Genomic DNA, 21,303 nt, shown 5'->3' on the forward strand with positions numbered 1-21,303 from the left:
TCAACCGTGGCGGCGCTGTTCGTGAGGCCGTGTTTCGTGGTGGCCTGGCGGAAGATAGAACCAAATTCCTCATATGACATCCGGCCGGGCCGCCGGTGCGGCAGGGCGACGATCCCACTGCCGCCGGGCTGGCGCAAAGATGTGCCACGGCCCAGCACCCGATGGAGCGCGATTGGTGCAACATCCCTGTCTCCTCCATTCGCTGTCGGGAGGTGACGACATGAACGGGTCGCGTGGCCGCCGGCCTTCACGGCACTGGTTGTGGCTCCTGCTGATTCCCTGGATCGCGATGGTCTGGGTGTCTTCGTACAACCGCGCCGACCCGCGGTTGTGGGGCTTCCCGTTCTTCTACTGGTACCAGCTGCTCTGGGTGTTGATCAGCGCGGTGATCACCGCGCTGGTGTACTTCATGACCCGCAACGGCAACGGCAACGGGGAGGCGCCATGAACGCGGTCGCCGTCACGGTCTTCGTGCTGCTGTTCGTGTTCGTCACGGTGCTGGGCTTCTTCGCGGCGCGGTGGCGGCGCGGGGACCTGGCGCACCTGCACGAATGGGGCCTGGGCGGGCGGCGCTTCGGCACCGTCGTCACCTGGTTCCTGCTGGGCGGGGACCTGTACACGGCCTACACCTTCATCGCCGTGCCGGCGCTCGTGTTCGGCGCGGGCGCGACCGGGTTCTTCGCGCTGCCGTACACGGTGCTGATCTACCCGTTCGCCTTCGTGGTGTTCCCGAAACTGTGGGCCGTGGCCAAGCGGCACGGCTACGTGACGGCTTCCGACTTCGTCACCGCGCGCCACGGCAGCCGCATGCTGGGCCTGGCCGTGGCGGTCACCGGCATCGTCGCGACCATGCCGTACATCGCGCTGCAGCTGGTGGGCATCGAGGTCGTGATCGGCGCGCTGGGGTTCGAGACGAAGGGCCTGGTCGGCGACCTGCCGCTGATCATCGCCTTCGTCATCCTGGCGGCCTACACATACACGTCCGGCCTGCGTGCGCCGGCCATGATCGCGATCGTGAAGGACCTGCTGATCTACCTGACGATCATCGTCGCGATGATCGTCATCCCGGCGCAGCTGGGCGGCTTCGGCGCCATCTTCTCGGCGGTGCCGGAGAAGAACCTGCTGCTCAAGCCGCCCGACGCGGGAAGCCTGAACGGCTACAGCGCGTACGCCACGCTGGCGGTGGGCTCGGCGCTGGCGCTGTTCCTCTACCCGCACTCCGTCACCGCGCTGCTGGCCTCTTCGTCGGGCAGCACCATCCGCCGCAACATGGCCCTGCTGCCGGCGTATTCGCTGGTGCTGGGGCTGCTGGCGCTGCTGGGCTTCATGGCCCTGGCCGCGGGCGTGAAGGACATGCCGCAGTACGCGCCGTACTTCAAGGCTTTCGGGCCGAACTTCGCGGTGCCCGCGCTGTTCCTGCACTTCTTCCCGCCGTGGTTCGTCGGCGTGGCGTTCGCGGCCATCGGCATCGGCGCACTGGTGCCGGCGGCCATCATGTCCATCGCCGCGGCCAACCTGTACACGCGCAACATCCACAAGGAGTTCATCAACCCCGGCATGGCGCACCACCAGGAGACGCAGGTCGCGAAGTTCGTCTCGCTGATCGTGAAGGTGGGGGCGCTGGCCTTCATCCTGGGCCTGCCGCTCACGTACGCCATCCAGCTGCAGTTGCTGGGCGGCATCTGGATCATCCAGACGTTGCCGGCCATCGTGCTGGGGCTGTACACGCGCGCGCTGGACCACCGCGGCCTGCTGCTCGGCTGGGCGGCCGGCATCGTCACGGGCACCTGGATGGCGGTGTCGCTGAAGCTGGCGAGCTCCACCTACACCATCCACCTGTTCGGCACCGCGATCCCCGGCTACGCCGCCGTGTGGTCGCTGGTGGTGAACCTGGTGGTCGCCATCGTGGTGAGCGTGGTGGTGCGGGTGATGGGCATGCGGCCGGCGGTGGACGCCACGCGGCCGGAGGATTACCTGGATCCGGTGGGCGGCTGAACGAGGGCTTCGCCCGGCGCGTGCACGCCGCCGGTGCCGTCGTCGTGCACGGGCCGCAAGCCCGGCCCGCCGAAGTGCACGTCGCCCAGCCGCCAGCCTTCCAGGTGGCGCACCGCTGCCCAGAAGCGCTTCAGCGTGTGCCACTGCATCGCCACCAGCCCGCGGCCGTTGTCGGCATCGACGACCGGGTCGCTCACGCCGGTGGGCCGCACGGGCTCGCCGTGAAGCGCCGTGCCGAACAGGCTGTCCCAGACCGACAGCACCTGGCCGAAATTGCAGTTGTGCAGCGCGGGCCGGTCGGGATCGCGCCGCATGTGGTGCAGGCGATGGAAGCGCGGCCCCACCCAGATGCGCGCGGCCCAGCGGCTCACCGATCCCAGTTGAAGGCGCAGGTTGGCGTGCGACAGGTTCTGCACCAGCTCGCTCAGCAGCACGAGCAGCGCGAACTCCGAAGGCTCCACGCCCAGCGCTATGCCCACCAGTGACAGCACGAACGACTGCAGCACGCCGTCCAGGTAGCTGCCCCGGTCGTTGGTCCAGCAGCTCATCTGCCGCTGGCTGTGGTGCATGCTGTGCAGGGCCCACCACCAGGGGATGGCGTGCTGCGCCCGGTGCATCCAGTAGTAGCAGAGGTCGTAGGCGGCGTAGTAGGCGAGGAACGCCGCCAGCGGATGCGCGGCGAACCAGGGAAACCACTCGCGCAGGCCGCCCGGGCCGGCGGCGGCCGTTCCGCCCGCGAAAAGGTCCGCGAAGGGGCGCAGCGCGAGATAGCTGAACAGCGGAAACAGCCCCAGCATGACCAGCGTGTACTGACGGTCCACCGTGGTCAGCTCGCGGTCTTCCCAGCGCTCGTGCGGCCAGACGCTTTCCAGCGGGCGCATCACGCAGGCGATGAGAAACACCTGCAGGCAGGCGATGAGCAAGGCCTGCGCGATCTCGCGCGCGTCGTCCGCGGCGGCGCCCGCATGCAATGCGGCCGCCACCGGCACCACGGCGTGCGCCGACGTCCAGTCGACGAGGTGGGACCACAGGAGGGCGAGGGTGTGCATGGGGATTTCGCGGGAGGACTGCGCCGATTTTCCCAAAGCGGCGGCCCGGCGCGCCGGCATGGCCGGGCGATAATCGCGGCCTCCTGACTCGACGGCATCGTCTTCCAGCCCGCGCCCGCCGGGCAAGGGAAAGACGGCCCGCGCGCACCGCGCAAGGCAGCCGCCGAACGCCGGCCACATGTTCTCTGTCTTCTCTCCCCGCCGCACGGGCACTTCGCTGCTGGCGACCACGCCCAACCGCTGGGACTGGGCGCTGCTGCCCATCGTGCTGGCCGTGCTGGCGGCGGTGGCCTTCGGGGCCATGCAGATGAGCCGGCCTTTCATCGTCGGCCAGCCCACGCCCATCACGCTGGACCCGCTGGAGCTGCCTTACTACCTGCTGCGCACCATCCTGCGCATGTTCCTGGCGCTGGGGTGCGCGCTGCTTTTCAGCTTCGTCTTCGCCACGCTGGCGGCGAAGTACCGTGCGGCGGAAAAGGTGCTGATCCCGCTGCTGGACGTGCTGCAGTCCGTTCCGATCCTGGGATTCCAGGCCATCGCCATCGCCCCGTTCATCGCGCTGTTCCCCGGCAACCTGCTCGGCGTGGAATGCGCGGCCATCTTCGCCATCTTCACGTCGCAGGCCTGGAACATGGCGTTCAGCCTGTACCAGTCGATGAAGACGATCCCGCCCGAGCTGAACGAGGCGGCCCGCGTGTTCCGCCTGTCCGGATGGCAGCGGTTCTGGCGCCTGGAACTGCCGTTCGCGACGCCCGGGCTGCTGTGGAACATGATGATGTCGATGTCCGGCGGCTGGTTCTTCCTGGTCGCCGCGGAGGCGGTCTCGGTCGCCAACCAGGACATCAAGCTGCCCGGCATCGGCGCGTACATCGCCGTGGCCATCGCGCAGGAGAGCGGGCGCGCCATCTTCTGGGCGATCGGCGCGATGCTGGCCGGCATCATCCTCTACGACCAGCTGTTCTTCCGCCCGCTGCTGGCGTGGGCCGACAAGTTCCGCTTCGAGGAATCGCAGGGCGACACCGCGCAGAAGTCCTGGCTGCTCGACTGGGGCCGCCGCAGCGCTTTCGTGCGGGCCGTCACCGACCGCTTCTGGTCCCAGATGCGCAAGGCGCTCGGCTGGTTCGGCGGTCCGCGCACGCAACGCCGCGCCGGCGCGGGGCAGGCCGCCGCGCCGGACGCGCGCTGGGGCCGGCTGTGGGATGCCGCGCTGCTGCTGGCGGGCGTCGCCGCGACGCTGCAGTTCTTCTTCTACGTGCACAGCGTGGTGGGCTGGCGCGAAGTGGCCCACGTGGCCGGGCTGGGGCTCATCACGCTGGCGCGCGTGCTGGTGCTCATCGCGCTGGCGTCCATCGTGTGGGTGCCCATCTCGGTGTGGATCGGGCTGCGTCCCGCGTACTCGCAGAAGGTGCAGGCGGTGGCGCAGTTCCTCGCGGCCTTCCCGGTGAACCTGATGTTCCCGCTGGTGGTGTACGTGCTGGCCACCTACCACCTCAGCCCGAACGTGTGGCTCAGCCCGCTGATGGTGTTCGGCACCCAGTGGTACATCCTGTTCAACGTGGTGGCGGGCGCGTCGACGCTGCCCAATGAATTGCGGCTGGCATCCGAGAACCTCGGCCTGCGGGGCTGGCTGAAGTGGAAGCGCGTCTACCTGCCCGCCGTCTTCCCGAGCTTCGTCACGGGCGCCATCACGGCCAGCGGCGGCTCGTGGAACGCGAGCATCGTGGCCGAATACGTGACCTGGGGAAAAACGTCACTGGTGGCCGACGGCCTGGGCAGCTACATCAAGCAGATGACCGACGCCGGCGACTTCCACCGCATCGCGCTGGGCATCGGCGTGATGTGCGTCTTCGTCATGCTGCTCAACCGGTTCTTCTGGCGGCGCCTGTACGTGCTGGCGGAAGACCGCAGCAAATAGGGATCGACCGACATGAAGGAATTCCTGCTCGACCTGCGCGGCGTCTCCAAGTCGTTCCGCACCGCGGAGGGCGCGCCGCGCCTCGTGCTGGACGGCGTGAACTTCTCGCTGGGCAAGGGCGAGATCGTCGCGCTGCTCGGCAAGTCGGGTTCCGGCAAGTCGACGCTGCTGCGCATCATGGCGGGGCTCATCCCCGCCGACGGCGGGTCGGTGGCCTACCGCGGCAAGCCCATCGCCGGGCCGGTCGAAGGCGTCGCGATGGTCTTCCAGTCGTTCGCGCTGTTCCCCTGGCTCACCGTGCAGCAGAACGTCGAACTGGGGCTGGAAGCCCAGGGCGTCGCGCCCGCCGACAGGCAGCAGCGGGCCGACGCCATGCTGGAACTCATCGGGCTGGCCGGCTTCGGCGGCGCCTTGCCGCGCGAGCTTTCGGGCGGCATGCGCCAGCGCGTGGGGATCGCGCGCGCGCTGGTGACCAACCCCGACGTGCTGCTGATGGACGAAGCCTTCTCGGCGCTGGACGTCCTCACCGGCGAGACGCTGCGCACCGAGATCCTGGAGCTGTGGGACACCAAGAGCATCCCCACCCGGGGCATCCTGGTGGTGTCGCACAACATCGAGGAAGCGGTGATGATGGCCGACCGCATCGTCATCCTGTCCAGCGACCCCGGTCGCATCCGCAGCGAGTACGTCATCGACGTGCCGCGTCCGCGCGACGCCGACTCGGCCGCGGTGCGCGCGCTGATCGACGAGGTGTACGGCCTCATGACCATGCGCGTCGCGCCGGCGCCCGCCGCCGCGGCGCAGGCAGCACCGGCCGTGGACTACCGCCTGCCCGAGACCGACGTCAATCGCATCGAAGCCGTGCTGGACCTGCTGGCCGGCCCGCCGTTCGGCGGCCGCGCCGACCTGCCCCAGCTGGCCGACGAAGCCGAGCTTCCGGACGAGGAACTGTTCCCGACCTACGAAGCGCTGGGCCTGCTGGGCCTGGCGCACGTGGAGAAGGGCGACATCAGCCTGACGCCGCTGGGGCACCGTTACGCGGCGGCGGCCCACACGCTGCGCCAGGAGATCTTCGGCCAGCAGCTGCTGATGCATGTGCCGCTGGCTTCGCGCATCCGCGAGGACCTGGAAGCCGAGCCTTCGGGCACCCTGGGCGAGGAACCTTTCCTGTCGGTGCTGCAGGAATCGCTGGACGCCGGCCAGGCCGGTCGCACCCTGGAGATCGCCATCGAATGGGGCCGGTACGGCGAGGTCTACGAGTACGACTTCAATGCCGGCGTGCTGAAGCTGCCGGACGGCGAGGCCGCCTCTGCCGGGACGGCCCCCTGACGATCAGTCCAGCGAAATCTTCTGCTCGCGGATCAGCTTGTGCCAGCGCGCCACTTCGTGGCGGTTGAGGTCGGCGTATTCCTGCGGCGTGCTGGCGACCGGCTCGATGCCGAAGTCCACCAGCTTCTGGCGCACCGCGGGCGTGTTGATGGCGGTGGCGATCTGCTTCTGCAGCGCGTTCACCACGTCGGCGGGCGTGCGGGCCGGCACGACGATGCCCACCTGCGCGGCGGCTTCGACGTTCTTGAACCCGAGTTCGGCGAACGTCGGCACGTCGGGCAACTGCGGCAGGCGCGTGGGGTTGGCCACGGCCAGCGCGCGAATCTTGCCGCCCTTGATGAAGCCGGCGCCCGCGGCCAGGTCGACCATCATCGCGGGGATCTGGCCGCCGGCCAGGTCGCTCAGCGCCGGCGCGGCGCCGCGGTAGGGGATGTGCACCATGTGCAGGCCCGCGTCCACCTTCAGCAATTCCATCGCCAGGTGGTGCGGGCTGCCGGCGCCGGCCGAGCCGTAGCTGATGGCGCCGGGGCGCGCCTTGGCCTTGGCGATGAAGTCGCGCGCGTCCTTCGCGTCCGAGCCCGGGCCCACGACCAGGATCATGGGGAACTTGCCCATCAGCGTGACGGGCAGCAGGTCTTTCTCGGGGCTGTAGGTCAGCTTGGAATACAGCGCGGTGTTGAACACCATGGTGCCGTTGTCGGCCGACAGGATGGTGTAGCCGTCGGGGGCCGAGCGCGCCACGTCCGCCGCGGCGATGGCCGTGTTGCCGCCCGGCTTGTTGTCCACCAGAACCGGCTGGCCGGACTGCGCGGACAGCTGCAGGCCGATGGTGCGGGCCAGGAAGTCCGAACCGCCGCCGGCCGGGTAGGGCACCACCCAGCGGATGCTCTTGGCGGGATAGCTTTGGGCGTGCGCGGCGCCGGTGGCGCCGAACAGGGCGGACAGGGCCAGCAGGCCGGTGGCGCTTCGTCGATTGATCAAGGGATGCTCCTCGGTGTGTCCGGTGGTCGGGTGGTGGCTGGATCGTACTCAATCACCTGCAACCAGCCCCAGCGCCGGCGGTACGAAGCCGCCTTGCGCCGGAACAGTTCCAGGTGCGGCGTCAGCGGGTTGGGCGCGAGCTTTCCCGCGTACAGGATGTCCAGCCCGTTCGGCGCGTGGAGCTCCAGGCCATCGCACGACGGCCGCACCCCCACGCAGGTGGCGGGAACCAGGAAGCAGTCGATGCCGCCCAGTTGTCCAGGATGGCGCGGTTGAAGCGGTTCGAAAGGATGCCGCGCAGGAAATCCTGCGGACCGGCGTGGTGGCCGTGCATGACGGGCCGCTAGAGTTCGCTCGCGTCCTTCAGCACGCGCCGCTTGATCACCAGCCGCGTCTGCGGGCCGGCCGCGGTGTTGGCGAGCTGCAGGTACGCGTCCACCTCTTCGCCTTCCCAACTGGCGTAAGAACCCTCCGGCGCGTTGGACGCGAGCTCCGCGCCCCAGGTGCCGCGGGCCCACGCCAGCAGGGACGAATACGAAGCGGGGCCGCCTTCGCGTGCCAAGTACTCGACGCGCGCGAGCTGGCCGTCGGCGATGTAGAACGTGGGCAGCAGGGCGACGCCGGCCAGGCGCACTTCGTCCGCCGACCAGCTGCCCACCAGCCCGCCGGCCAGCCGCGCGGGATGCGGCACGCGCTTGAGGCCCGGTTGCGCCTGCTGCATTTCCGGCACCGTCATGCCGAGCGACAGGCCGCCCGGCAGCGGACCGGCGATGGAGGTTGCGCAGGCGAAAGCAGCCAGCGCGATCAGCGTGCGCGCCGCGCGCGAGAGGAAGCGGAATCGCATCCGTGCAGCATAGACCACGGGGACGGCTGCCCGGGTTTTTCCGCTGTCATGGAACTGTCATGTTCCGGTAACTTGGCGGGGTCGCCATCTCTTTCTTCCGGGCCCATCACCGCCCGCCGCTTCCACATGAAAAAACCCCTCATCGCCGCGGCGCTCGCGGCCTGCGCAGGCAGCGCGTTCGCGCAGCAAATCAACGTGATCTGCTCGGTCCAGGCCGAGTGGTGCAGCCTGCTGTCCACGGTCTATGCGCGCTCCACGGGCGTGAAGGTGAACATGTCGCTCAAGGGCTCCGGCGAGGCGCTGGCGCAGCTGGCCGCCGAAAAGGAGAACCCGAAGACCGACGTCTGGTTCGGCGGCACGGGCGACCCTCACCTGCAGGCGGCGGAGCAGGGCCTCACCCTCGAATACAAGTCGCCCTCCCTGCCGCAGTTGCACGAATGGGCGCAGCAGCAAGCGAAGCAATCGGGCTACAAGACCGTGGGCATCTATTCCGGCCCGCTGGGCTTCGGCTACAACCCCGAGCTGCTGGCCAAGAAGAAGCTCGCCGTGCCCAAGGCCTGGGCCGACCTGCTCAAGCCGCAGTACAAGGGCGATATCCAGGTGGCCAACCCCGCTTCCAGCGGCACCGCCTACACCATGATCGCCACGCTGGTGCAGCTGATGGGCGAGGAGAAGGCGTTCGACTACCTGAAGGGCCTGCACAAGAACGTGGGGCAGTACACGCGCTCGGGCACGGCGCCCATCAAGGCCGTCGCGCGCGGCGAGACCGCGGTGTCCATCAGCTTCGTGCACGACGGCCCGCAGGAAAAGATGGCGGGCTTCCCGGTGGAGACGGTCACCCCGCAGGAAGGCACCGGCGCCGAGATCGGTTCCATGAGCATCATCAAGGGCGCGCGCAACCTCGACGCGGCCAAGAAGTTCTACGAGTTCGCGCTGACGGCTTCGGCGCAGGAACTCGCCGCCGCCGCCAAGCAGTACCAGCTGCCCAGCAACAAGGGCGCGAAGGTCGATCCCAACGTCCCCGACTTCAAGAAGATCAAGCTGATCAGCTATGACTACGCGAAGTACGGCGCCAGCAGCGAGCGCAAGCGCCTGATCTCGCGCTGGGAGAAGGAAGTCAACTCGCTGCCTCGCTGATGCGCCGCGCGCCCGAGCTGGCCATCCGCCTCTGGTTGGTGGCGGGTTTGCTGGGGTATGTGGCGCTGCCCTGGTACGCCATCCAGGACGCGGGCTGGTGGCAGGCCGTGCCGGGCGTCTTCGGCGGTCCCGAAACCGCCAACGGCATCACGCAGGCGCTCCTGCACGGACGCAAATGGCTGCTCGGCGGCTTGATCGGGCTGGCCATCGCCGCCGTCGGCCTGGGCCACCCACCGGGACGCGTGCAAGGCCGCTGGTTGCTGGCGGGCGGGCTCACCGGGCTGCTCACCCTCTTGGGCAGCGGCTTTCTGGTCGGCGCGAAGGGGTGGTCCTTCGCCTTCCTCGAGCGCGCTTTCGGCGAACTGGCCGCGCAGCAGTACGGCATGGGTGCGGGCGCCTTCGTGGTGCTCGCGGCACTGACGGTGCTCGCCGCGGCCGGCGTCGCGCGAATGGGGTTCTTCCGCGGCGACACCTTCGTCGCGGCCAGCGTGCTCGGCGCGGGCCTGCTGCTGCTGCTGTTCATCGCCTACCCGGTCGCGAGGGCCTTGTCGGCGGCGTTCCTCGATGACGCCGGGCACCTGTCGCTGCTCGCCATCTACGAACGCATCGGCAACGAACGCATCTGGGGCTTGTCCTGCCTGGCGGGCGGCGTGCGCTGCGGCGTCGCCTGGAATACGCTGACGCTTGCGCTGCTCACGGCGGCCGGCACCACGCTGCTGGGCACGCTGTTCGCGTTGCTGGCCGAGCGTGGCCCGCGCCGGTGGCAGGTGCCGCTGCGCGTGCTGGCGCTGCTGCCGATCATCACGCCGCCGTTCGTGGTCGGGCTGGGCCTGATCCTGCTGTTCGGCCGCGCGGGTGTGGTCAACCAGCTGCTGGAACACTTCTTCGGCGTCGAGCCCACGCGCTGGTTCTACGGCATGTTCGGCATCTGGCTTGCGCAGCTGTTCGCCTTCACGCCCATCGCCTTCATGATCATGCGCGGCGTGGTGCAGGGCGTCGCGCCCAGCCTGGAAGAAGCGGCGCAGACGCTGCGCGCGGGCCGCTCGCGCACGTTCCTCACCATCACGCTGCCGCTGCTGAAGCCGGGGCTGGCCAACGCGTTCCTCGTCGGGTTCATCGAGAGCATCGCCGACTTCGGCAACCCGGTGGTCGTGGGCGGCCAGTTCGCCGTGCTGTCGACCGACATCTTCTTCGCCATCGTCGGCGCGCAGAACGATCCCGGCCGCGCGGCGTCGCTGTCCTGGGTGCTCACGCTCTTCGCGCTCGGCGTCTTCGCGCTGCAACGCGCGATGCTGGGCCGCACTTCGTTCACCACCGTCGGCGGCAAGGGCGATGCGGGCCTGGCGATGCCGTTGCCCGATGGCGTGCGCCGGGCCGTGTACGCGGTCGCCGTCCCGTGGCTGGCTTTCACGGTGGTGATCTACCTGTTCGCCTTCGCCGGCGGCCTGGTGCAGACGTGGGGACGCAACTACACGCCGACGCTGCAGCACTTCAGGACCGCCTTCGCGCTGGAATGGGGCGCCTTCGGCATCGTGTGGGCGGGCACCGCTTGGGACTCGCTCTTCACCACGTTGAAGCTGGCGGCCGCCGCGGCGCCGCTGACGGCGGGCCTGGGGCTGCTCATCGCCTGGCTGCTGGCGCGCACGGAATTCCGCGGGCAGGGGCTCTTCGAGTTCGCCGCGCTGCTGGCTTTCGCCATCCCCGGCACGGTGCTAGGCGTGAGCTACATCATGGCTTTCAACGTGCCGCCATTCGAGCTGACGGGCACCGGCCTGGTCATCGTGCTGTGCTTCCTGTTCCGCAACCTGCCGGTGGGCGTGCGGGCGGGCACGGCGGCCCTGAAACAGCTGGACCGGTCGCTGGACGAAGCTTCGCTGATGCTGCGCGCGTCCACCGCGCAGACGCTGTGGCACGTGGTGCTGCCGCTGCTGAAGCCGGCGCTGGTGGCGTCGCTGGTCTACAGCTTCGTGCGCGCGATGACCACGGTGTCGGCCGTGATCTTCCTCGTGACGGCGGAGAACGACCTGGCCACCACCTACATCATCAGCCGCGTGGGCAACGGCGACTACGGCGTCGCGCTGGCGTACTGCACGGTGCTGATCGTGCTGATGACGCTGGCCATCGCGCTGATCCAGCTGGCAGTGGGCGAACGGCGTTTGGGCCGGCGCACGGCGGCGCCCGCGCACCAGGGGCATCACAAGATGGAGGGCCTGGCCTAGGGCGCCGGGCGGGAACATGAACGGCATCGAATTCCGCGACGTCACCAAGCGCTACGGCTCCGACCCTTCGGCCCCGCTGGCGGTCAAGGGCATCAGCTTCGAAGTGCCCGAAGGCACGCTGACGACCATCCTCGGCCCCTCCGGCTGCGGCAAGACCACCACGCTGCGCATGATCGCGGGCCTGGAGTCGCCGACCTCCGGCAGCATCTTCATCGCGGGCCGCGACGTCACCACGCTCGGCCCGGCCGAGCGCAACGTCAGCATGATGTTCCAGAGCTACGCGCTCTTCCCGCACATGAGCGTGATCGACAACGTGGGCTACGGCTTGCGCATGTCGGGCATCCCCAAGGCCCGCGCAGCGGAACGCGCGCGCGAGGCTCTGGCCGGCGTCGGGCTGGTGGGCTTCGACGACCGCGCGCCCGGCGAGCTTTCGGGCGGGCAGCAGCAGCGCGTGGCATTGGCGCGCGCGCTGGTGCTGGAACCCGCCGTGCTGCTGTTCGACGAGCCGCTGTCCAACCTGGACGCGCGGCTGCGGCGCGAGATGCGCGAAGAGATCCGCGCGTTGCAGCAGCGGCTGTCGCTGACGGTGGCCTACGTCACGCACGACCAGAGCGAAGCCCTGGCGGTCAGCGACCACATCATCGTGATGGACCACGGCCTGATCGCCCAGCGCGGCACGCCGGAGGAACTCTACGAACGTCCCGGGACGGCTTTCGTCGCCGGCTTCATGGGCGAGGCGATGCTGTTCGAAGCTTGCGCGTCAGGCGATGGCACCGTGCGGCTGGGTCCTCTGCACATCCCAACCGGTGCGCCGCCGGCGGCGGGACCCGTGAAAGTGGCGGTGCGGCCGGAAGCGTGGCGGTTGGATGCCGCGCAAGACGCGCCTTTCGGCGGCACGGTCACCAAGTCGGCCTACCTGGGCACCGCCTGCGAATACCGGGTGCAGACGGAGCTGGGCGACCTGTTCGTGGTGTCGCACGACCTGGCTTTCCGCCCGCGCCCCGGCGACCGCGTGGGGCTTTCGCTGGCGGGCCACGGCGTGTCGGTGGTGCCGGCGGCCTGAGCCGCCGGCGACTGCGGCGGCGAGCATACGCGTGCCTATGATCCGCCGCATGTCCACCTTCACCATCCGTCCCGCGGCGCCCGCCGACGCGGACACGCTCGCCGGGTTCAACATCGCGATGGCTTTCGAGACCGAGCACCGGCGCCTGATCCCCGAGGTGGTGGGCCGCGGCGTGCGCCGCATGCTGGACCAGCCTTCGATGGGCTTCTACCTCGTGGCCGAACGCGCCGGCGCCGTCATGGCTTCGGCCATGGTCACCACCGAGTGGAGCGACTGGCGCGACGGCCGCTTCTGGTGGCTGCAAAGCGTCTACGTGCGGCCCGAAGCGCGCCGGCAGGGCGCTTTCCGCGCGCTGTACGAAGCCATTCGCGAGCGCGCCATGAACGAAGGCGACGTCTGTGGCTTTCGCCTGTACGTGGAGAAGGACAACGAGGCCGCGATGGCCACCTACCGCAGCCTGGGCATGGCGGGCACGGACTACCGCGTGATGGAAGAGCTGCGCCCCGGCGTGGTGTACCTGCAGCCCGGAAACTGAAGCGGCCTCAGGCCGGCGCCCGGATCGCCGGCAGGCGGAACGTGAAGGTGGACCCCTGGCCGACGCCGCCGCTGTGCGCGGTCATCGTGCCGCCGTGCATCTGCACCAGCGCGCGCGCCAGCGCCAGGCCCACGCCCAGGCCGCTGTCGGTGGTGACGGCCAGGCCGGCGGCGCCCTGCGCGAACAGGTCGAAGATCTGGTCGAGCTCTTCGGTGCTGATGCCGCGGCCGTTGTCGGTGACCGAAACCTCCACGGTGCCGTCCAGCCGGCGCGACGCGACGCGCAGCAGCCCCTTCTCGGGCGTGTACTTGGCGGCGTTGACCAGCAGGTTCTGCAGCACCTGCGCCAGCCGCGTGGGATCGGCGTCCACCCAGGCGTGGCCGGGCATGATGTCCATCTCCAGCTGGTGGTGGCGTGCCTCGATCAGCGGCCGCACGGTCTCGATGCTGCGCTGGATGATCTCCTCCAGCGGCACCGGCTCGCGCCGCAGCTTGATCTTTCCGGTGGTCAGGCGCGAGACGTCCAGCAGGTCGTCCACCAGCCGCGTGAGCTGCGTCACCTGCCGGTCGATGACGTCGCGCAGCTTGCCCACCTGGCCCGGCACCTGGCCGTCGAGCTTCTGCAGGATGGTGACCGCGTTGCGGATGGGGGCCAGCGGGTTGCGCAGTTCGTGCGCCAGCATGGCCAGGAACTCGTTCATGCGCTGGCTGGACCGCTCCAGGTCTTCCAGCTTGCGCAGCTGCGACAGGTCCTGCGTGATCTTGGCGAAACCCACCAGTTCGCCGGTGCTGCCGTACATCGGCGTCACCGTCACCTTGCCCCAGAAGCGGCTGCCGTCCTTGCGCAAGCGCCAGCCTTCGTCCTCGAAGCGGCCGTGGCGGCGCGCCAGCTCCAGCTCGTTCTGCGGCTTGCCGGCCGTGCGGTCGGTGGGCGAGAAGAAGATGCCGAAGTGCTGGCCCAGGATCTCGGCGCCGGTGTAGCCGTGGATCATCTCGGCGCCGCGGTTCCAGCTTTGCACGCGGCCCTGCGCGTCGAGCATGAACACGGCGTGGTCGGAGATGCTGTCCACCAGCAGGCGGAAGCGTTCCTCGCTGCGGCGCAGTTCTTCCTCGTGCGCGCGCCGCTCGGTGAGGTCGCGCGTGACCTTGGCGAAGCCGGTCAGCTCGCCGGTGGCGGGGTCGCGCAGCGCGGTGATGACCACGTTGGCCCAGAACCGCGTGCCGTCCTTGCGCACGCGCCAGCCTTCGTCCTCGAAGCGGCCGTCGCGGGTGGCGCGGCGCAGCTCTTCCTCGGGCCAGCCGGTGGCCACTGCCTCGGGCGGGTAGAAGATGGAAAAGTGGCGGCCCAGCACCTCGTCGCGGCGCCAGCCCTTGAGCTTCTGGGCGCCGCTGTTCCAGGAGACGATGTGCCCCCCGGTGTCGAGCAGGAAGATGCCGTAGTCGACGACCGCCTCGATCAGCAACTGCAGGCGCTGTTCGATCGAGTTGCCGCTGGCCGGGGCGGTTGCGATGGCTGTCAAGACGGTGGGAAATGCCTTTGGGTGGCACGCCATTATCGGCGGCAAGGCCCGCGCGCGGAGCTCAGCAATGCGGCCTGTCGGCACGCGCGGGCGGCGCCGCGGCGCCGGCGTCCTACGGTTGCGGCGCCGCGCGGAGGCCACCATCGCGGGCCATGAAGGAAGAACGCGCGCCCGACCCGGCGGCCGATCCCGAACAGGCCGCCCTCGCGGCCGGCCTGCGCTACGTCAGCGACGAGGAGCCTGGCTTGTCACGCGAGCCGGCGAAGGACGGCTTCACCTACCGGCGCTCCGGCGGCGCGGAGGTGCGCGACGAAGCCACGCTCGAGCGCATCCGCAAGCTGGCCATCCCGCCCGCGTACACCGACGTGTGGATCTGCACGTCGCCCAACGGCCACCTGCAGGCCACCGGCCGCGATGCCCGCGGCCGCAAACAGTACCGCTATCACCCGCGCTTTCGCGAGGTTCGCGAGGAGACCAAATACGGCCACATGCTCGAGTTCGCGCGCGCGCTGCCGGCCATCCGCCAGACCATCGCGGATCACATGGCGATGCGCGGCTTGCCGCGCGAGAAGGTGCTGGCCACCGTGGTGCACCTGCTGGAGACCACGCTGATCCGCGTGGGCAACGACGACTACGCCAGGGAGAACAAGAGCTTCGGCCTCACCACGCTGCGCAACCGGCACGTGGCGGTGGAGGGCGGTCAGCTGCGCTTCAACTTCAAGGGCAAGAGCGGCAAGACCTGGCGGCTGCAGGTGCAGGACCGCCGCGTGGCCAAGGTGGTGCGGGCCTGCCAGGAGCTGCCGGGCCAGCGCCTCTTCCAGTACACCGACGACGGCGGCGAGGCGCGCGAGGTGACGTCATCGGACGTCAACGACTACCTGCGCGAGATCACCGGCCGCGACGTCACGGCCAAGGACTTCCGCACCTGGGCCGGCACCGTCATGGCGGCGCTGGCCCTGCAGGAGATCGAAAGGGTCGATACGCAGGCGGCGATGAAGAAGAACGTTCGCGCGGCGGTGGAGCGCGTGTCCGCCCGGCTGGGCAACACGCCGGCCGTCTGCCGCAAGTGCTACGTGCACCCGGAAGTGTTCGCCGCCTACGCCGAAGGCGAACTGCTGCTGCAGGTGGGCGGGAGGGTGGAGCGGGCGCTGGACACCGCCCGGCTGCGGCCGGAGGAGACGGCGGTGCTCACGCTGCTGGAGACCCGCCTCTCCCGCACCCTGGAAGGCCAGCTGGACCAAAGCCTGGTGGCACTGCAAGGCAAAAAGCATGGCGCCCGGCCCAGGCGTGGCAAGGCCTCGGCAGCGCAAGCGAAAACTTGAGGGCTTTTTTTCAAGCATCGTCCTGCCCCGGCTTAAGCCAACTGCCTAAGCGCAGGCGCAGGCGCGTGCCTAAGCTTCCACCCACGCCGAACGAAGGCAAGAGGAAAGGAGAAGCCCCATGTACCTGCCGCCCGAAGACCGCAACAGCGCGCTGTTCGCCCAGCTGGCCAAGTTGCAGTCGGCCGCCGCGCCCGCCCGCCCGCCTTTCGCCCGCGAACTGGCCGTGGCCCGCAACGAAGTGGCTCATTTCGCCAACGCCGGCGCCGCGCAACCGATGCAGGGCTTGCAGCGCCGCAGCCGGCTGCAGGAAGGCGTGGCTCGCTGACCTAGCGCGCGACGAGCGCGCCGTATTCGCGGATGGTAGGGCGGGCAGCCGCTTCAGGCGTCCGCCTGCCGCGCCGGGATGGCGTCGGTCCACAACGCCACGTCGCCGGGCGTCATCGTGCTGGCCGGCGTGAGGCGGCCGTCCACGTAGCCCAGCTGCTCGACGTCGTGCAGGTACTGTTCGCGCGAGAGCAGCGTGCCGGCGCACACGTGCGGGTCGGCGGCCGGCGGCTGGCGCACCTCCTGCAGAAGCCGGTTGGCCAGTTCGTCCATCACCCACGCGGGGATGCGGTGGCGCTCGCCGGGGTAGATGTAGCCGAACAGCGTCAGGTGCGCCAGCAGCACGCGCCAGTTGGGGCCGAAGCGCTGCAGCAGGCCGGGCCAGTCCAGCAGTTCGGCGTTCACCTGCAGCAGGTGCGCGATGTCGGCGCCGTCGTAGCGCTCGCGCTCCATGATGAAGGCCTTGGACAGCAGGCCGTCCTCGATGTTGGCGATGCGCACCGGCACGCCCAGCACCAGCGTCTCGGTGTTGTCGTGGAACCAGAGGTCGTCCACCGGCGTCACGCCGTTGCCGGAGTTGAAGATGAGGTCGATGAAGTCCTCGCCGCCGTACACCTTGGCCAGCCAGTGCGGGTACGTCATCTCGGTGCGCCAGCCGCGTTCGCGCATCAGCGCGGCCACGCGGTCGAAGTCCTCGCGGCGGATGAACAGGTCCAGGTCCTTGGTCGAGCGGCGGATGCCGGTGAAGCAGGCGTGCGCGAACGCCCCGCCCACCAGGAAGGGCACGCCCGCGTCGGCGAGCGTGCGCAGCGCGGCGCGGTAGAAGCCGGCCGTGTGCGGGGCGACTTCTTCCTCCAGCGATGTGGCGACGGGCAGGGCGGACATGGCGGCTCCGTGACAGGTTGCGGTCAGGGTAGGGGCGTGGCGGTCCGGCAGGCACGGCCAAGCTGCCCCATCGGGCGTCGGCGCGCGCCTACAGTGCGCGACGGTGGATGGACGATGGCCCAGCCTCGCGCCCCGGTGCAGCATGGTGCGGCGACTCCCATCCCATTCCCATGTCCAGAACCGCCTCTCCCGGCGTGGTGCGCTTCGCCGCTGTCGGCGACATCCACGTCACCAAGGACCATGCCGGCACGTTGCGCGGCTTCTTCGCGCAGGCCGCCGAGGCCGCCGACGCGCTGCTGCTGTGCGGCGACCTCACCGACTACGGCACGGCCGAGGAAGCCAAGGTGCTGGCCGACGAACTGGCCGCGGCCTCCTCGGTGCCCATCGTCGCCGTGCTGGGCAACCACGACTTCGAATCCGGCACGCCCGACGTCGTGCGGCAGATGCTCACCAAGGCGGGCGTGCGTGTGCTCGATGGCGAAGCCTGCGAGATCGAAGGCGTTGGCATCGCCGGCGCGAAAGGCTTCGCGGGCGGCTTCGGCCGCGGCTCGCTCGGCGCGTGGGGCGAACCGGCGATCAAGCTCTTCGTGCAGGAAGCGCTGAACGAGGCGCTGAAGCTGGAGTCGGCGCTGGCCAAGCTGCGCACGCCGCGCCGGCTGGCCATGCTGCATTACTCGCCCGTCAGCAGCACCGTGCAGGGCGAGCCCACGGAGATCCTGCCGTTCCTCGGCAGCAGCCGCCTGGAAGAGCCCCTGCTGCGCTACCCGGTGGACGCCGTGTTCCACGGCCACGCCCACCGCGGCACGGTGGAAGGCAAGACCATCAACGGCGTGCCGGTGTTCAACGTGGCCAAGCCGCTGCTGACGCGCACGCGGCCCGAGCAGCCGCCGTTCTACCTGTTCGAGGTGCCGAAGCCCTGAACGTCAGGCGGATTCGGCTTCGCGCTGGATCAGCTCGATCTTGTAGCCGTCGGGGTCTGTGACGAAGGCGATCACCGTGTTGCCGCCCTTGACCGGTCCCGGCTCGCGCGTGACGTTGCCGCCGGCCGCGCGGATCTTGTCGCAGGCGCCGTACACATCCGGCACGCCCAGCGCGATGTGGCCGTAGGCCGTGCCCAGCTCGTAGCTGGAGACGCCGTGGTTGTAGGTGAGCTCCAGCTCGGCATGGTCCGGGTTGGTGCCGTAGCCCACGAAGGCCAGCGAGTACTTCTGCTCCGGCCGTTCGGTCGTGCGCAGCAGCTTCATGCCGAGCACGCGGGTGTAGAAGTCGATCGAGCGCTGTAGGTCGCCGACGCGGAGCATGGTGTGGAGGAGGCGCATGGGCCGAATTATCCGCAGACCGTCATTCCCGCGTGAGGCGCGGAGCGAACGTGGGAATTTATGACGTGAAGTTGGGTTTTTTGGTGGTTGTCCGAAGAGCGCGCCTGGCGCGCGGAACCAGTGCGCGGGTTCCAATGGCGTCATTCCCGCGAAGGCGGGAATCCATGGCGTCCGCATTCAACGGCCGTAGTGGAAGCGATGGATTCCCGCCTTCGCGGGAATGACGCCGTTGAGGGGCCGCGCGCTGCAGGTGCAATACCTTCTTCGAACCCGCACGCGCGTCCCAGCGCGGCGGGTCGCGCCTGGCGCGGCCGATTCGGCGGGAAGCCTGTGCGAGCCGGAGGCGAAGCACGGCCGCTGGAGCATGAGGCCGCGCCAGGCGCCACCCGCCGCGCCCGCACGGCCTTCAACGAATCACTTCGCGCTCGGCAAATCAAACACCAGGCAAGTCGTAGTCGCGTGCGCGTACAGCGTTCCATCCGGTCCATACAGCCGCGCCTCGGCCGTAGCCAACTGCCGCCCGCAATGAATCACCTTGCCCTCCGCCCGCACTCGCGGCGCCTTGGCACCGATCGCGCGCACCAGATTCACGCCAAGTTCCGCCGTGGTGTATCCACGACCCGGCGGCATCTTCGTGTGCACCGCACAGCCCAGCGCCGAGTCGAGCAGCGTCGCGTACCACCCGCCATGCACCGTGCCCATCGGATTCAGGTGCGCGGGCCCCGGTGTGCCCTGGAACACCGCGCGGCCGTCGTCCACCTCGACCAGGAGGAAATCCAAGGTCTGCGCGATCGAAGGGGAGGGCAGTTTGCCGGCCAGCATGGCGCGCAATTGCTCCAGCCCCGACAGCCCGGCGACCTGCTCGGGCGTGGCCACGCCGACGCCGGCGCCGCCTTCGAAAAGGGCCTTCTGCTCGCGCTCCTGCGCCAGCCATTGCTCGAGTTGGTTGTTCTGCGTCATCGCGGTTGGCTCCGAAAGGTCATTGCATATGCAATAGTTGCAGGTACACTAATCGCCATGGACACCGCTGTCAAGCCGCAGGGCTGCACCAACCTCAAGCTGCGCCAGCTGATGCGCCGCGTGGCGCAGCACTACGACGCGGAAGTCGGCAAGACCGGCCTGAAGGGCACGCAGTACTCGCTGCTGTCGTACGTGTGCAAGCTGGGGCCCATTCGCTGCGTCGACCTGGCGCGCACCATGCAGGTCACGCCGTCCACCTTGAGCCGCAACCTGCAGCCGCTGCTGGCCGCCGGCTGGTTGGCGATGGAGCAGGGCGGCGACGGCCGCACGCGCGTGGTCACGGCCACCGAAGCCGGCCGCGAGAAACGGCAGGAAGCGCAGCGCCGCTGGCGCGTGGCGCAGGAGAGCCTCAACGCTCAGCTGGGGGCGCGCCGCGTGGTGGCGCTGCACGCCTTGATCGACGAATGCGGTGCGCTGCTCGCGCCCGCCGAACCGGGGGAATCCGATGACTGAAAGCAAACGCGTCCACCCGCTCTGGCTGGTGCTGCTGGCGGCCGCCGGCACCTTCGCGCTGACCATGGGCGTGCGACAGACGATGGGCCTGTTCCTCTCGCCGCTGAACACGGCCACGGGCCTCGGCCTGGCCAGCATCAGCCTGGCGTTCGCCTTCGGCCAGCTGTGGTGGGGCCTCACGCAGCCTTTCGCCGGCGCGGTCGCCGACAAGATCGGCACCGGCCGCGTCATCCTGATCGGCGCGCTGCTGGTGGCGCTGGGCACCGTCCTCACGCCGTACATGAACAGCACGCTGGGCCTGGTCGTCGTCATCGGCCTGCTGGCCGCGGGCGGCGCGGGCATGGCCGGGCCGGCGGTGCTGATGTCCGCGGTCACGCGGCTCACCCCGCCGGAAAAGCGCGGCTTCGCCACCGGCATCGTCAACGCGGGAGGTTCCACCGGCCAGTTCCTGCTGGCGCCCCTGGCCGCCACGCTGATGGTGGGCGTGGGCTGGGTCAACGCGATGCAGGTGCTGGGTGTCCTCGTGCTGTTTGCCTTGCCCGCGGCCTGGGTGCTCAAAGGCAACTCCGTGCAGGCTGCCGGCGCGGGACCCAAGCCGCAAGGCACGCGCGAAGCCATCGGGCAGGCGCTGCGCAACCCCAGTTACCTGATGCTGGCTTGCGGCTTCTTCGTCTGCGGTTTCCACGTCGCCTTTCTCGCCACGCACCTTCCGGGCGTGGTCGCCGCGTGCGGCCTCACTCCCCAATGGGCGGGCTGGGCGCTGTCGCTGCTGGGCCTCTTCAACATCGTGGGCAGCGTCGCCATGGGCTGGGCCGTCGGCCGTTGGCGCATGAAGTCGCTGCTGTCGCTGGTGTACGCCACGCGCGCGCTGGCGGTGCTGGTGTTCCTGCTGTCGCCGCGCACGGGTCCCATCGTGCTGGTCTTCGCGGCGGTGATGGGCGTCACCTTCCTGTCCACCGTGCCGCCCACGGCGGGCCTGGTCGCGAAGTTCTTCGGGCCGGCCAACATGGCGACGCTGTTCGGCATCGTCATGCTGTCGCACCAGGTCGGCGGCTTCCTCGGCGCGTGGCTGGGCGGCACCGTGTTCCAGGCGACCGGCAGCTACGACTGGGTTTGGTACGTGGACATCGTGCTGGCCGTGGGGGCGGCGCTGGTGCACTTGCCGATCCGGGAAGCGAAGTTGCAGCCCAAGGTGGGTGCCGCGGCGGCTTGAGTTCCTGGAGGTGCTTGCCTTGAGGCTGCGCCTGCGCGCCCGGCCTGGGCTCATTCTCCGGGGACGTTTGAGCGTTGACGCGCTCAAGCACTTCGACATCGCGACCGCGCCGGTCAGCTGCTGGAGATCGGCGCGAGCTGGCGGAAGGTGCGGCTGGTGAACGCCGCGGAATAGCAAGCCG

At 69.5% G+C, this 21,303-nt stretch carries 21 protein-coding genes; 13 read left to right on the forward strand and 8 right to left on the reverse strand.

The window, feature by feature from the left end; genetic code table 11:
• Positions 1 to 220: 220 nt before the first annotated feature.
• Positions 221 to 448 (forward strand): DUF3311 domain-containing protein, encoded by a 228-nt coding sequence (locus EZ216_RS00700; protein ID WP_135247654.1) that lies wholly within the window; start codon positions 221 to 223, stop codon positions 446 to 448.
• The gene (gene mctP, locus EZ216_RS00705; protein WP_135247655.1) at positions 445 to 1,995 is read left to right on the forward strand and encodes a monocarboxylate uptake permease MctP; all 1,551 of its coding nucleotides are present in this window, start codon (positions 445 to 447) and stop codon (positions 1,993 to 1,995) included. The genes EZ216_RS00700 and mctP overlap by 4 nt, the downstream gene beginning before the upstream one ends.
• Here mctP and EZ216_RS00710 read toward each other — a convergent pair.
• Positions 1,971 to 3,044 carry a sterol desaturase family protein gene (locus EZ216_RS00710; RefSeq protein WP_135247656.1) on the reverse strand — a complete coding sequence of 358 codons (1,074 nt, stop codon included), beginning with the start codon at positions 3,042 to 3,044 and terminating at the stop codon, positions 1,971 to 1,973. The two genes, mctP and EZ216_RS00710, sit on opposite strands and share 25 nt — an antisense overlap.
• A gap of 178 nt (positions 3,045 to 3,222) precedes the next feature.
• Here EZ216_RS00710 and EZ216_RS00715 point away from each other — a divergent pair, with 178 nt between their 5' ends.
• Entirely contained in the window at positions 3,223 to 4,959 is a 1,737-nt protein-coding gene (locus EZ216_RS00715; RefSeq protein ID WP_135247657.1) for an ABC transporter permease, read from the forward strand.
• A gap of 12 nt (positions 4,960 to 4,971) precedes the next feature.
• Positions 4,972 to 6,288, forward strand: coding sequence for an ABC transporter ATP-binding protein (locus tag EZ216_RS00720; RefSeq protein ID WP_135247658.1), 1,317 nt, complete (start codon positions 4,972 to 4,974; stop codon positions 6,286 to 6,288).
• 3 nt (positions 6,289 to 6,291) lie between these two features.
• Here EZ216_RS00720 and EZ216_RS00725 read toward each other — a convergent pair whose 3' ends face one another.
• Genes EZ216_RS00725 through EZ216_RS21705 form a run of 3 tightly spaced genes read right to left on the reverse strand, consistent with a single transcriptional unit; the run spans position 6,292 to position 8,113 of the window.
• Positions 6,292 to 7,269, reverse strand: a complete 978-nt coding sequence (locus EZ216_RS00725) for a Bug family tripartite tricarboxylate transporter substrate binding protein (RefSeq protein WP_135247659.1) — start codon at positions 7,267 to 7,269, stop codon at positions 6,292 to 6,294.
• On the reverse strand, positions 7,266 to 7,724 hold the full coding sequence (locus EZ216_RS22045) for a nucleotidyltransferase family protein (protein ID WP_338050519.1): 459 nt from the start codon (positions 7,722 to 7,724) through the stop codon (positions 7,266 to 7,268). The genes EZ216_RS00725 and EZ216_RS22045 overlap by 4 nt, the downstream gene beginning before the upstream one ends.
• Positions 7,613 to 8,113, reverse strand: a complete 501-nt coding sequence (locus tag EZ216_RS21705) for a hypothetical protein (protein WP_239024241.1) — start codon at positions 8,111 to 8,113, stop codon at positions 7,613 to 7,615. Before EZ216_RS21705 ends, EZ216_RS22045 begins: the two co-directional genes overlap by 112 nt.
• 126 nt (positions 8,114 to 8,239) lie before the next feature.
• Here EZ216_RS21705 and EZ216_RS00735 point away from each other — a divergent pair, with 126 nt between their 5' ends.
• The 4 genes from EZ216_RS00735 to EZ216_RS00750 are packed head-to-tail and all read left to right on the forward strand — an operon-like array spanning position 8,240 to position 13,067.
• Positions 8,240 to 9,250 (forward strand): ABC transporter substrate-binding protein, encoded by a 1,011-nt coding sequence (locus EZ216_RS00735; RefSeq protein WP_135247661.1) that lies wholly within the window; start codon positions 8,240 to 8,242, stop codon positions 9,248 to 9,250.
• Positions 9,250 to 11,469, forward strand: coding sequence for an ABC transporter permease (locus EZ216_RS00740; protein ID WP_135247662.1), 2,220 nt, complete (start codon positions 9,250 to 9,252; stop codon positions 11,467 to 11,469). The genes EZ216_RS00735 and EZ216_RS00740 overlap by 1 nt, the downstream gene beginning before the upstream one ends.
• Before the next feature lie 16 nt (positions 11,470 to 11,485).
• Entirely contained in the window at positions 11,486 to 12,532 is a 1,047-nt protein-coding gene (locus EZ216_RS00745; RefSeq protein ID WP_135247663.1) for an ABC transporter ATP-binding protein, read from the forward strand.
• A gap of 49 nt (positions 12,533 to 12,581) precedes the next feature.
• Positions 12,582 to 13,067 (forward strand): GNAT family N-acetyltransferase, encoded by a 486-nt coding sequence (locus tag EZ216_RS00750; RefSeq protein WP_135247664.1) that lies wholly within the window; start codon positions 12,582 to 12,584, stop codon positions 13,065 to 13,067.
• 7 nt (positions 13,068 to 13,074) lie between these two features.
• Here EZ216_RS00750 and EZ216_RS00755 read toward each other — a convergent pair whose 3' ends face one another.
• The gene (locus EZ216_RS00755; protein WP_439126717.1) at positions 13,075 to 14,547 is read right to left on the reverse strand and encodes a sensor histidine kinase; all 1,473 of its coding nucleotides are present in this window, start codon (positions 14,545 to 14,547) and stop codon (positions 13,075 to 13,077) included.
• Between the two features lie 191 nt (positions 14,548 to 14,738).
• Here EZ216_RS00755 and EZ216_RS00760 point away from each other — a divergent pair, with 191 nt between their 5' ends.
• Together EZ216_RS00760 and EZ216_RS00765 are read left to right on the forward strand one after the other, a co-directional pair.
• Positions 14,739 to 15,908, forward strand: a complete 1,170-nt coding sequence (locus tag EZ216_RS00760; protein WP_135247666.1) for a DNA topoisomerase IB — start codon at positions 14,739 to 14,741, stop codon at positions 15,906 to 15,908.
• Positions 15,909 to 16,026: 118 nt separating this feature from the next.
• On the forward strand, positions 16,027 to 16,233 hold the full coding sequence (locus EZ216_RS00765) for a hypothetical protein (protein ID WP_135247667.1): 207 nt from the start codon (positions 16,027 to 16,029) through the stop codon (positions 16,231 to 16,233).
• 53 nt (positions 16,234 to 16,286) lie between these two features.
• On the opposite strand, the gene EZ216_RS00770 is transcribed toward EZ216_RS00765, so the two are convergent.
• Entirely contained in the window at positions 16,287 to 17,117 is an 831-nt protein-coding gene (locus EZ216_RS00770) for a nucleotidyltransferase (protein WP_135247668.1), read from the reverse strand.
• A 170-nt stretch (positions 17,118 to 17,287) separates the two neighbouring features.
• Between EZ216_RS00770 and EZ216_RS00775 the strand changes: the two genes are divergently transcribed.
• On the forward strand, positions 17,288 to 18,037 hold the full coding sequence (locus tag EZ216_RS00775; protein WP_135247669.1) for a metallophosphoesterase family protein: 750 nt from the start codon (positions 17,288 to 17,290) through the stop codon (positions 18,035 to 18,037).
• A 3-nt stretch (positions 18,038 to 18,040) separates the two neighbouring features.
• Here EZ216_RS00775 and gloA read toward each other — a convergent pair whose 3' ends face one another.
• Positions 18,041 to 18,436, reverse strand: a complete 396-nt coding sequence (gene gloA / locus EZ216_RS00780; protein WP_135247670.1) for a lactoylglutathione lyase — start codon at positions 18,434 to 18,436, stop codon at positions 18,041 to 18,043.
• Between the two features lie 414 nt (positions 18,437 to 18,850).
• Complete coding sequence (locus EZ216_RS00785; protein WP_135247671.1) at positions 18,851 to 19,396, reverse strand: PaaI family thioesterase; 546 nt, start codon at positions 19,394 to 19,396, stop codon at positions 18,851 to 18,853.
• 57 nt (positions 19,397 to 19,453) lie between these two features.
• On the opposite strand from EZ216_RS00785, the gene EZ216_RS00790 reads away from it, so the two are divergent.
• Positions 19,454 to 19,909, forward strand: a complete 456-nt coding sequence (locus EZ216_RS00790) for a MarR family winged helix-turn-helix transcriptional regulator (RefSeq protein ID WP_135247672.1) — start codon at positions 19,454 to 19,456, stop codon at positions 19,907 to 19,909.
• The gene (locus tag EZ216_RS00795) at positions 19,902 to 21,122 is read left to right on the forward strand and encodes an MFS transporter (RefSeq protein ID WP_135247673.1); all 1,221 of its coding nucleotides are present in this window, start codon (positions 19,902 to 19,904) and stop codon (positions 21,120 to 21,122) included. The genes EZ216_RS00790 and EZ216_RS00795 overlap by 8 nt, the downstream gene beginning before the upstream one ends.
• Positions 21,123 to 21,303: the final 181 nt, after the last annotated feature.

It is taken from the genome of Ramlibacter humi, assembly GCF_004681975.1.
GTDB lineage: Bacteria > Pseudomonadota > Gammaproteobacteria > Burkholderiales > Burkholderiaceae_C > Ramlibacter > Ramlibacter humi.